The organism is Streptomyces sp. NPDC058685 (assembly GCF_042714725.1).
In the GTDB taxonomy this organism is placed as follows: Bacteria; Actinomycetota; Actinomycetes; order Streptomycetales; family Streptomycetaceae; genus Streptomyces.
Window position 1 is genome coordinate 1 of record NZ_JBHXSL010000014.1, and the last position, 11,126, is coordinate 11,126.

10 protein-coding genes are annotated in these 11,126 nt (G+C 70.8%); 3 read left to right on the forward strand and 7 right to left on the reverse strand.

The genetic code is table 11. The annotated features are described in order from the left end of the window. Both ACFWU3_RS14580 and ACFWU3_RS14585 read left to right on the forward strand, forming a co-directional pair. A partial coding sequence (locus ACFWU3_RS14580; RefSeq protein ID WP_384436188.1) for a glycerol-3-phosphate dehydrogenase/oxidase occupies positions 1-1,260 on the forward strand: 1,260 nt, incomplete at its 5' end. Positions 1,261-1,354: 94 nt separating this feature from the next. Continuing rightward, positions 1,355-2,026: a FadR/GntR family transcriptional regulator gene (locus ACFWU3_RS14585; protein ID WP_384436191.1), complete on the forward strand. Its 672-nt coding sequence runs from the start codon at positions 1,355-1,357 to the stop codon at positions 2,024-2,026. A 51-nt stretch (positions 2,027-2,077) separates the two neighbouring features. Here ACFWU3_RS14585 and ACFWU3_RS14590 read toward each other — a convergent pair whose 3' ends face one another. The 6 genes from ACFWU3_RS14590 to ACFWU3_RS14615 form a co-directional block, all read right to left on the reverse strand. After that, on the reverse strand, positions 2,078-2,611 hold the full coding sequence (locus tag ACFWU3_RS14590) for a putative immunity protein (RefSeq protein WP_384436194.1): 534 nt from the start codon (positions 2,609-2,611) through the stop codon (positions 2,078-2,080). Positions 2,612-2,731: 120 nt separating this feature from the next. Further along, a complete protein-coding gene (locus tag ACFWU3_RS14595; RefSeq protein WP_313947304.1) occupies positions 2,732-3,760 on the reverse strand; it encodes an ABC transporter permease in 1,029 nt (342 codons plus the stop codon). Beyond that, complete coding sequence (locus ACFWU3_RS14600) at positions 3,757-5,301, reverse strand: sugar ABC transporter ATP-binding protein (RefSeq protein ID WP_384436198.1); 1,545 nt, start codon at positions 5,299-5,301, stop codon at positions 3,757-3,759. The genes ACFWU3_RS14595 and ACFWU3_RS14600 overlap by 4 nt, the downstream gene beginning before the upstream one ends. A 2-nt stretch (positions 5,302-5,303) precedes the next feature. Next, a complete protein-coding gene (locus ACFWU3_RS14605) occupies positions 5,304-6,341 on the reverse strand; it encodes a sugar ABC transporter substrate-binding protein (RefSeq protein ID WP_313947302.1) in 1,038 nt (345 codons plus the stop codon). Positions 6,342-6,439: 98 nt separating this feature from the next. Continuing rightward, positions 6,440-7,216, reverse strand: coding sequence for an SDR family NAD(P)-dependent oxidoreductase (locus tag ACFWU3_RS14610; RefSeq protein WP_384436202.1), 777 nt, complete (start codon positions 7,214-7,216; stop codon positions 6,440-6,442). Further along, complete coding sequence (locus ACFWU3_RS14615) at positions 7,213-8,532, reverse strand: enolase C-terminal domain-like protein (protein WP_384436205.1); 1,320 nt, start codon at positions 8,530-8,532, stop codon at positions 7,213-7,215. Before ACFWU3_RS14615 ends, ACFWU3_RS14610 begins: the two co-directional genes overlap by 4 nt. A gap of 255 nt (positions 8,533-8,787) precedes the next feature. On the opposite strand from ACFWU3_RS14615, the gene ACFWU3_RS14620 reads away from it, so the two are divergent. After that, the gene (locus ACFWU3_RS14620; protein ID WP_384436209.1) at positions 8,788-9,813 is read left to right on the forward strand and encodes a PAC2 family protein; all 1,026 of its coding nucleotides are present in this window, start codon (positions 8,788-8,790) and stop codon (positions 9,811-9,813) included. A gap of 126 nt (positions 9,814-9,939) precedes the next feature. Here ACFWU3_RS14620 and ACFWU3_RS14625 read toward each other — a convergent pair whose 3' ends face one another. Then, positions 9,940-10,914, reverse strand: a complete 975-nt coding sequence (locus ACFWU3_RS14625) for a superoxide dismutase (protein WP_384436212.1) — start codon at positions 10,912-10,914, stop codon at positions 9,940-9,942. Positions 10,915-11,126: the final 212 nt, after the last annotated feature.

Here is an 11,126-nt window from a genome sequence, read left to right on the forward strand (position 1 = left end):
CCGGTCTACAAGGGCGGACCGCACGGCGCGGCGAAGCTGGGGGCGGGAGTGTTCGCGTACTCCGCGCTCTCCGCCTTCGGTGACGGCGTCGGCCATGTCATAGGCCCGGCCAGGGCCCAGCGTGACGTGCCCGAGCTGCGCACGGAGAACCTCAAGGCCGTGGCCGTGTACGGCGACGACCAGATGAACGACTCGCGCATGGCCCTGATGACGGTCCGCGCGGCCGTCCAGTCGGGTGCCACGGTGCTCAACCACGCCGAGGTCACCGGACTGCGCTTCACCGAGGGCCGGGTCACCGGTGCCGAGCTCAAGGACCGTACCGACGGCACCGAGTTCGGCGTGAGCGCGCGCCTGGTGCTCAACGCGACCGGCCCGTGGGTGGACCACCTGCGCAGGATGGAGGACCCGAACGCGGCTCCCTCCATCCGGCTCTCCAAGGGCGCCCACCTGGTGCTGAAGCGCACCTCGCCGTGGAAGGCGGCGCTGGCGACCCCCATCGACAAGTACCGCATCACCTTCGCCCTCCCGTGGGAGGACATGCTGCTCCTCGGCACGACCGACGAGGAGTACGAGGGTGACCCGGCGGACGTCGCGGTCAACGAGAAGGACACCGCCCAGATCCTGGACGAGGCCGCGTACTCGATCCGCGACCAGCAGCTGTCCCGCGATCTGATCACCTACTCCTTCGCCGGTCTGCGGGTGCTGCCCGGCGGCCCCGGCGACACCTCCAAGGCCAAGCGCGAAACGGTGGTCACCGAGGGAAGCGGCGGCATGCTGTCGGTGGCCGGCGGCAAGTGGACCACCTTCCGCCACATCGGCCGCACGGTGATGAACAAGCTGGCGGCCCTGCCCGGGCACCCGCTGGGCGAGTACGACAAGGGTCTGGTGCCGATCTCGCGGCTGCCGAAGAAGCTGCCGCTGCCGGGCATCGCCAACCCGAACGCGGTGGCCCACCGGCTGCTCGTCGGAGGCGACACCCCGGGCTCGCCGATGGCCGAGGACACCGCGCGTCATCTCGCGACGCACTACGGCTCGCTGTCGTTCGACATCGCGCGGCTCGCCGAGGACGACCCGGCGCTCGCCGAGCGGATCCACCCCGACGCACCCGAGATCTGGGCGCAGGTCGCCTACGCACGCGACCACGAGTGGGCCGAGACGGCGGACGACGTCCTGCGCCGTCGTACCACCCTCACCATCCGCGGCCTCGCCACGGACGGGATCCGCGCCAGGGTCGAGGACGTCCTGGGCAGGAAGGCCTGACCTCAGGCCGGATTTCCCCGACGTGGGCGGCTCTCGGGGGGCCGCCCACGTTGTACGCTCAGACATCCGATGAATGAGGGACGAGGGGGCCGTCGTGGCAGTCACCGACGAGGCGATCGAAAAGATCAAGGGAATGATCGTCTCGGGTGCCCTGCGGCCCGGCGACCGCCTTCCCAAGGAGAGCGAACTCGCCGCCGAACTCGGGCTGTCCCGCAATTCGCTGCGTGAAGCCGTACGCGCCCTGTCGCTGATCCGCATCCTGGACGTGCGCCAGGGCGACGGCACCTATGTGACCAGCCTGGACCCGCAGTTGCTGCTGGAGGCGCTGAGCTTCGTGGTGGACTTCCACCGCGACGACACGGTGCTGGAGTTCCTCGCCGTACGCCGGATCCTGGAACCCGCGGCCACCGCCATGGCCGCGAGCCGCATCGGCGAAGGCGAACTGGAACGGCTGAGCGCGCAGCTGGACGCGCTGGGCCCCGAGCCCTCCGTCGAGGAACTGGTCGCCACCGACCTGGAGTTCCACCGGGGTATCGTGCAGTCCTCGGGCAATTCCGTGCTCTGCTCGCTGCTGGACGGCCTGTCCGGACCGACGACGCGCGCCAGGGTGTGGCGCGGACTGACGCAGGAGGACGCGGTCAGCCGCACGCTGCACGAGCACCGGGCGATCCTCGCCGCGCTCCGGGACCGGGACGCGGAGGCGGCCCGCTCGTGGGCGACGGTGCACATCGCGAGCGTGGAGCAGTGGCTCCGCTCGACGCTCTGAGCGCTCTCCCGCAGGGGGATGTCCGTACGAGCCCCTGGCAGTCGATCTCCCTCAGGCGCGGAGAGCGGCGTCGAGATCGCGGATGAACTCCCCCACCCGCCCTCCCCCGGGAGGCGCGGCGGGCAGTCGGCCGAGCACCGCGGGGACGGCCGGCGGTGCGTGATGGCGCGCCCATTCCAGGGTCCCGGCGGTCACCCGCCGGTCCTGCGCGGACGCCAGCTCCTCCGCTCGCGCCGCATGCGCTGCCGCACCGAGAACGTGCTTCACCTGATGAGCGCTCGCCTTGGGATGCAGATACGCGGCGGCCGCCGCATGGCTCGCCGCCCGTGCCGCGTCGGCAGCGGGCGGCGAATCGGCTTCCTGCGCCGCCTTGTACGCCGCCCACGCGCTCTGCCGCAGAGCGGCCGTGCGCCGGCCGCCCGCGGCGAAGGCGTGTGCCGCGTCGATCGCCTCGCGAGGGCGTGTGTCGGCGGGCAGGCTCTGCTCGAAGATCGACAGCGTCCTGCGCGCACAGTCGGCCGCGTAGCCCGTGATCTCCCGCAGCTCGTGTTCGCTCAGCTCGATGTCTTCCGGCTCGGTCGGCACGGCTCAATCCTGCCGCAGGTCACCGCCGCCCGACCCCGTTTCGATCAGATCCGCCCGGTGCCGGCGGCAGGCGAAACGTACCTGCTCGCGGCCCCGGGCGGACACGCCCCGAGACTGCCCTCAGTCCTGCTTCTCGCCGCTCGCGAAGCGGGAGATCACCAGCGCGACGATGATGATCGCGCCGTTCAGGAACTGGTTCCACAGGGCCGGTACCCCGCCCAGGGTCATGACGTTGACGACGAGTTGCAGCGTCAGGACGCCGGTGAGCGCCCCGAAGAGCGTGCCGCGGCCGCCCTTGAGGCTGATGCCGCCGATCACCGCCGCGGCGAACACCTGGAAGATCCAGCCGTTGCCCTGGGTGGCCGCGACCGAGCCGTAGTGGCCGGTGTAGAGGATGCCCGCGAAGGCCGCCAGCAGACCGCCGATCGCCAGCACGATCCAGGTGATCCGGTCGACCCGGATGCCCGCCGCCCGGGCCGCCTCCGGGTTGCCGCCGATCGCGTACAGCGCGCGTCCGTGGCGCAGATAGGCCAGTGCCGCACCGCCGATCGCGAACAGCGCCAGACAGATCCACACCGCCGCGGGCGCGCCCAGCCAGTCGGTCTTGCCGAGGTAGCGGAAGGACTCCGGCACGTCGGTGATCGACTTGCCCTCGGTGATGCCGATGTGGAGGCCGCGGAGCATCGTGAGCATGCCCAGGGTGGCGATGAAGCCGTTGACCCGCAGCTTCAGCATCAGGAAGCCGTTGACCGCGCCGATCGCCATGCCCACCAGCAGACAGACGGGGATCGCCGTCCAGACGGGCAGCAGTTCCAGCCCCAGGAAGCGTCCGCCCTCACTCGGCAGCACCAGCCACATGGCGACGACCGGAGCGATGCCGATGGTGGACTCCAGCGAGAGGTCCATCCGCCCGCAGATGAGGATCAGTGCCTGGCCGAGCACCAGCAGGCTCAGTTCGGAGGACTGCTGGACGACGCTGATGAGGTTGTTGGAGGTGAGGAAGACCGGCGAGACGATGAACCCGATCACCATCAGCACCAGGATCACCGGCACGAGCGAGAAGTCGCTCCACCGGATCAGGCGCAGCCGGCTCGCCGGGCTGTCGCTCTTCGTCCCGTCGGCCGTGAGCGGCCGTATCGTCCCGGTCATTCCTGCTCCCCCACACCTTCCATGGCGGCCACCAGTTCGCGGTCCGTCCACCCGCTGCCGAACGTCGCGACCACCCGCCCGTGGAAGAGGGCGAGCACCCGGTCGCAGACCCGCAGATCGTCCAGCTCGTCGGAGATGATGACGGCCGCGCTGCCTTCGTCGGCCACCCGGCGCACCACACCGAGCAGCGCGTCCTTGGACTTCACGTCCACGCCGGCGGTGGGCCGCAGGGCGACCAGGGCACTCGGGCGGCGGGCCAGCGCCCTCGCCACCACCACCTTCTGCTGATTGCCGCCGGAGAGCCCGGAGACGGGTTGCTCCGGCCCCTGCGTCTTGATGTCGAGCGATGCGATCATGGACTGGGCGAATTCCCTTGTACGAGAGGGCAGTACGGTGCCCCACGGGCCGAGCTGGTCGGTGACGGTGAGCGTGGCGTTCTCGGCGACGCTGCGGTCCACGACGAGTCCCTGGCGATGGCGGTCCTCGGGGATGTAGCCGATCCCGGCGTCGAGCGCGTGCGGCACGCTGCCGGGTTTCACCTCGCGGCCGTGCACGGTGATACGCCCGGCGCCGGCCTTGCGCATACCGACGAGGATCTCGCCGAGCGCGGTGTTGCCGCTCGCCGCGGCGCCCGCCAGTCCGAGCACCTCACCGGGCCGCACCTCGAGGTCGAGCGGCTCGAACTCGCCCTCCAGGGTCAGCCCCTCGGTGCGCAGCACGGGTTCCTCGGTGCGGACGGGCCCGGCGGGCGCATGCCACTGCGAGGTGCCGCTGACGGAGTCTCCGGTCATCGCTGCGACGAGGTCGTCCTTGGTGAGTTCGGCGACCGGCGCGGTGACGACATGGCGGGCGTCACGGTAGACGGTGACGGCGGTGCACAGTTCGTACACCTCCTGCAGATGGTGGGAGATGAACAGGAACGCCACTCCCTGGCTCTGGAGTTCCCGCAGTTTGGTGAACAACCGCTGGATGCCGCGGGCGTCCAGCTGGGCGGTCGGCTCATCGAGGACGATCAGCCGCGCGCCGAAGGAGAGGGCTCTCGCGATCTCCACGAACTGCCGCTGCTCGACGGCGAGATCCTTGGCCCGGGCCATCGGGTCGACGCTCACGCCGTACCCGGCGAGCAGCTCCTCGGCGCGCCGCCGCAGTTGCCTCCAGCTGATGAAGCGGCTGCCGGTGTCGAACCGGTTGAGGAAGAGGTTCTCGGCGACGGTCAGGTCGGGCACGACCATCGACTTCTGGTAGACGCAGGCGACCTTGGACTGCCAGGCCGCCGTGTCCCCGAAGGCGGGTGCGGGCACGCCGTCGAAGGTGACGGTTCCCGCGTCTGGCCTGTGCAGGCCGGTGAGGACGCTGACGAGGGTGGACTTGCCCGCGCCGTTGCGCCCGACGAGCGCGTGGGACTCGCCGGGCGCGACGGTGAGCCGTACGCCGTCGAGCGCGACGGTGGGCCCGAAGCGCTTGACGATCCCTTCCGCGTGCACCGCGGCCGGTACGTGCGCGGAGTGAGCGGCGGATGCGGCGTCTGCGGCGTGAGGCATGACTAGCTCTTCTTCTCCAGCTGGTTGGCCCAGAGCTTCGGATCGTCCACGTTGTCCTTGGTGACCAGTGGCGCGGGGAGCTGGTCCTCCAAGCCGCCCGGGATCTTGATGATGGTGGAGCCGTGGTCGGTGGGGCCTTCCTTGAACGTCTTGCCGTCCAGCGCGGCCTTGGCGTAGAAGAGCGCGTACTTGGCGTACAGGTCGGCGGGCTGGGAGACGGTCGCGTCGATCTTCCCGGCCTTGATGGCGTCCAGCTCCTCCGGGATGCCGTCGTTGGAGATGATCGTGATGTGGCCCGGTGTGCCCGGCGGCTTCAGCAGCTTCTTCTGCTCCAGGAGCGCGAGCGTGGGCTGGAGGAAGACACCGCCGGCCTGCATGTAGATGCCGTTGATGTCGGGGTGTGCGGCCAGCGTGGACTGGAGCTTCGCGGAGGCGACGTCGCCCTTCCAGTCGGTGGCGAGCTCGAAGACCTTGATGCCGGGGAACTTGGTGTCCATGCAGGACTTGAAGGCCTCGGAGCGGTCGCGCCCGTTGATCGAGGACAGGTCGCCCTGGAACTCGACGACCTTGCCCTTGCCCTTCAGCTGCTCGCCGAGGTACTGGCAGGCCTTCTCGCCGTACGCCCGGTTGTCGGCCCGCACCACCATGTAGACGTTGCCCTTGTCGGGGCGGGTGTCGACACTGACGACCGGGATCTTCTTCTCCTCCAGGGTCTGGAGCGACTCGGCTATCGCGCCGGTGTCCTGAGGGGCCATCACCACCGCCTTGGCACCCTGGTCGGTGAACGTCTGCACGTTGGCGACGAGTTTGCCGATGTCGTTCTGCGAGTTGGTGAGGGACAGCGCGTCGACCTCGCCGGCCTTCACACCCTTCTCGACGTACTGCTGGTAGGAGTTCCAGAAGTCGCTGTCGCTGCGCGGCAGATCGATGCCCACCTTGCCGTCCGCGGATCCGCTGCCGGAGTCCCGGTTGCAGCCCGCGAGGGCCGTCACGGCCAGCAGCACCGCGCAGGCCGCGGCACTTGTCGTACGCACTCTCATTGGTCCCGTCCTTCGGTGGTGTCGGCTCAGGTGGTGCTGGGGGTCCGCTGGTTCAGCTGTTCAGCTGTTCAGCTGGTGCTGCTGGTTCCGCTGTGTGCTCAGGTCGCGGGGCGCAGGCGCAGCCCCTGCATCCCGCCGTCGACGGCGAGAGCCGTGCCGGTGACGGCGGCCGCGGCGGGGCTCGCGAGATAGGCGATGGCGGCCGCCACCTCGTCGGCGGCGACCAGCCGGCCGGTGGGCTGGCGGGCCTCCAGGGCGGCGCGCTCCGCCGCCGGGTCGTCCGCCCGGTCGAGCAGCCGGCCGATCCAGGGAGTGTCGGCGGTGCCGGGGTTGACGCAGTTGACACGGATGCCCTCACGGACGTGGTCGGCCGCCATGGCCAGGGTGAGCGAGAGGACCGCGCCCTTGCTGGCGCTGTAAAGGGCCCGCTGGGGAAGGCCCGCGGTGGCCGCGATGGAGCAGGTGTGGGTGATGGAGACACAGCCGGGGCGGTCGGCGGCGGCCGCGCGCAGACGCGGGAGGGCGTGCCGGGCGACACGCACCATGCCGAGCACGTTGATGTCGAGGACGCGCCGCCACTCGTCGTCGGGGTTGTCGGCGACCGTACCGACGGCGCCGATGCCCGCGTTGGAGACGACGGTGTGCAGGGCGCCGAACTCGGCGGCTGCCCGGTCGACGGCCGCGCCCACCGCCGTGTCGTCGGTGACGTCCGCCGCGACGCCGAGTGCGCCGTCGGGGGTGCCCGTGAGGTCACGGTCGAGCACGGCCACCCGCGCGCCCCGGGCGAGCAGTTGCCTCGTCACGGCGGCGCCGATGCCCGAGGCTCCGCCGGTCACCAGGGCGCAGAGCCCTTCGAAGTCCCTGACGGCCGTCATGAGTTGACCTCCTCGATGGTGCGACGGGCCTGCCAGACGGGCCCCTCCGGATAGCGGTGGGCGGCCATGGACTCCGGGAGCATGCGGGCGGAGAACCCGGGGGCCGTCGGTGCGACATAGCGTCCGGCGTCGATCTCGGCGGGGTCGGCGAAGTGCTCATGGAGGTGGTCGACGTACTCGATGACGCGGTCCTCCCAGCTGCCGGAGACGGCGACGTAGTCGAACATCGCGAGGTGCTGGACGAGTTCGCACAGTCCCACCCCGCCGGCGTGCGGACAGACCGGGACGCCGTACTTGGCCGCGAGCAGGAGGATCGCCAGGTTCTCGTTCACCCCGGCGACGCGTGCCGCGTCGATCTGGACGAAGTCGACGGCCCCGGCCTGGAGCAGTTGTTTGAACACCACACGGTTGGCGACGTGTTCGCCGGTGGCGACCTTGACCGGCTGCCCGGCACGTACGGCGGCGTGGCCGAGGATGTCGTCGGGGCTGGTCGGTTCCTCGATCCAGTGCGGCTCGTAGGGTGCGAGCGCCGTCATCCAGCGCACCGCGTCCGCGACGTCCCAGCGCTGGTTGGCGTCCACGGCGATGCGGACGGAGGGGCCGACGGCGGCACGGGCGAGCTGCATCCGCCGGATGTCGTCCTCCAGGTCGCCGCCGACCTTCAGCTTGATCTGGCCGAAGCCGTCGGCGACGGCTTCCTTGGCGAGGCGGACGAGCTTCTCGTCCGAGTAGCCGAGCCAGCCGGGCGAGGTGGTGTACGCGGGGTAGCCCTGGCGGCGCAGCCGGGCGGTCCGTTCGGCGCGGCCGGGTTCCGCCGCGCGCAGCATGGCCAGCGCCTCGTCGGGGGTGAGGACGTCCGTGAGATAGCGGAAGTCGACGAGGGAGACGAGCTCCTCGGGTGTCATCGAGGCGAGGAACTCCCACACCGGCAGTCCGGCAGTCCTGGCAGCCAGGTCCCAAGCCGCGTTGACGACCGCTCCGGCCGCCATGTGCATCACGCCCTTCTCGGGCCCGAGCCAGCGCAGTTGGGAGTCGTGGGTCAGCGCGATGTGCAGATCCGCCAGGTCGGAGGCGGTACGGGGGGCGGGCCGGCCGATCACGTACGGGCGCAGGGCTTCGATGGCGGCGGCGGTGACATCGTTGCCGCGGCCGATGGTGAAGCAGAATCCGTGCCCTTCCGACCCGTCCGCGGAGCGCATCACCACATAAGCGGCGGAGTAGTCGGGGTCCGGGTTCATGGCGTCGGAGCCGTCGAGTTGTTCCGAGGTGGGGAAGCGGATGTCGTGAACCTCGAACTCCGTGACGGTCTGACTCATGCACGCACCCCCGGGGAAGAACATCGGACCTCTCGTGGTCATCCGATGTATAGCGCCGCCGACGCGCCACCGTCCAGGCCTGTGCCGAAATTCCTCGGACACAGCTCGGATGAATCGGGGGCCGGACGCCCTTTCGGGCAAACCGTTGCCCCGGCGCGCCGAAGTTCACCCGCCCGTGCCGGGGGGCTGCGGCCCGGGACCTCGTAAGCCGTAAGGTTGGGGCGTACGAAAGGGAACTTCGGAAGGAGGCACTGGGTGATCGAGCTCGAGGCGGTTCCCGAGCTGATCGACCCGGTCATGGTGGCCGCGTTCGAGGGCTGGAACGACGCCGGCGACGCTGCCTCCACCGCGGTCGCACATCTGGACCGGGAATGGAAGGGCGAGGTGTTCGCGGCGCTCGACGCCGAGGACTACTACGACTTCCAGGTCAACCGGCCCACGGTGTGGCTGGACGGCGGAGTACGGAAGATCACCTGGCCCACCACCCGGCTCTCCGTGGTCCGTATCGGCGGCGACAAGCCGCGCGACCTGGTTCTGGTCCGCGGCATCGAGCCCTCCATGCGCTGGCGCTCGTTCTGCAACGAGATCCTGGGCTTCGCCCATGAGCTGGGCGTCGAGATGGTGGTGATCCTGGGCGCGCTGCTCGGCGACACCCCGCACACCCGGCCGGTGCCGGTCAGCGGCATCACCTCGGACCCGGACCTGGCCAGAACCATGGACCTGGAGGAGACCAGGTACGAGGGACCGACCGGCATCGTCGGCATCCTCCAGGAGGCGTGCACGCACGCGGGTGTGCCGGCGGTCAGCCTGTGGGCCGCGGTGCCGCACTACGTGTCGCAGCCGCCCAACCCCAAGGCGACGCTGGCCCTGCTCAACCGGCTCGAGGACCTGATCGGTCTGCGCATCCCGCTCGGTGAACTGGCCGAGGACGCCCGGGCATGGCAGCTCGGGGTCGACCAACTGGCCGCCGAGGACAGCGAAGTCGCGGAGTACGTCCAGACGCTGGAGGAGGCTCGCGACACCGCGGAGCTTCCCGAGGCGTCCGGCGAGGCGATCGCCCGCGAATTCGAACGCTATCTGCGGCGCCGGGACGGCGGTCCGGGCGGTCTCGGCCCGGCGGCCGGTCCGGGTCATGCGACCGAGGGCGGCGACAGCGGTTCCTACCTGCGCGACCCAAGCGGGCGTACGCGACCGCCGAAGCCGCCGCGCGCGGAGCCGGAGAGCGAGGCGTCCGGCGAGTCCGACGCGGACGGCGACGAGCCGGAGTCCTCGGAGGACTGACCGGCGGCGGGCGGCAAGGACCAGCCCGCGGGCCGGAGAGACTCGGAGCAGGGGCCGGGGCAGCGCTCACCGAGCGCCGCCCCGGCCGTGTTCAGTGCTCCGTGCTCAGCGTCCGACGCTCCGTGCTCAGCGTCCGACCCGGTCCACCGCGATCACGTCGTACGGGGTGTCCGGGGTCGGCTGGGCCACGTCGAAGCGGGCGTTGGGCAGATAGATCCGGTCGCGCCACACGGCGGCCGTCGTGGGGACCTTGAAGTCCGGGTCGGTGATCCGGGCGATCACCCGGCCGCTGGTCCCCGACTCGTTCACCTTCAGGACCGCGATCGTGTTCAGCCGGTTCTGTACGACGTGGAGCAGGCGGCCGAGCAGCAACAGCCCGTCCGCGTTGGGCAATGGGGTCCCGCCGAGGTCCATGCGGCGCGCCACGCCCGTGCGCGGGTCGACACGCATCAGGGAGCCACCGCCCACCGCCTGATTGACCATCAGCAGCGCCCGGCCGTCCGGGGTGCGGGAGATGCCGTTCGCCGTGAGCGCGGCGCCCTGCACCCAGTCACCGCCGAGCGGCACCGTGGTGATCGCGTCGCCCGGCTCGTCGCGCGGGCCGAGCGGCAGCCGGTAGAGGTTCGGCGTGAAGGAATCGGTGAAGTAGGCCGCCCCCGGCGTGAGCACCACATCATTGACCATGGTGCCCTCCGAGCCGACACCGTACGTCTTGAGCAGCGTCCCCCTGCGGGCGTCGGCGATCCGGATCTCCCGGCTCACTCCGCCGCACAGGAACAGCAGCCGTTCGCGTCGGTCGATCTTGAGCCCGATCACCGGATGCGCGGCGCCGAGGCCCTGGCTGACGACCCGTCCGCGGCCGGTGGCGAGGTCGGCGCGGTAGACGGAACCGGTCGCGATGGAGCCGATGTAGGCATACGGACCGGCCCCGATGGTGATGCCCTCGGGGCGGAAGCCGTTCGGCAGGGGGAGAATCTCGGGCCACGGACGGCCTGCGTGTTCGGCGGCGCGGGCCGGCCCGGCGAGGGGGCTGAGGAGAGCCGCGCCACCGAGCGCGGCCGCGGTTCGGAGAACTCTTCTTCGTGCGAAGGAGCGGGTCATCGTGCGTCCTTCCGACAAGTGTTCTGCAAGAGGTCTCCACCTCAGCACAGAGCCGCCCCACTGCGCAGGAGCGCGGCACACATGCGGACGGGGGCGGGGAAGTGGGGGGCCAGAAACCCCCCCGGGGGGGGGGCGGGCCGGTTCGGCGGGAAGCACTAAATAAAGGGCCCCCCCCCCCCGGCGTCGCGCCGGGGGGGGTAGAGACCCCGCGC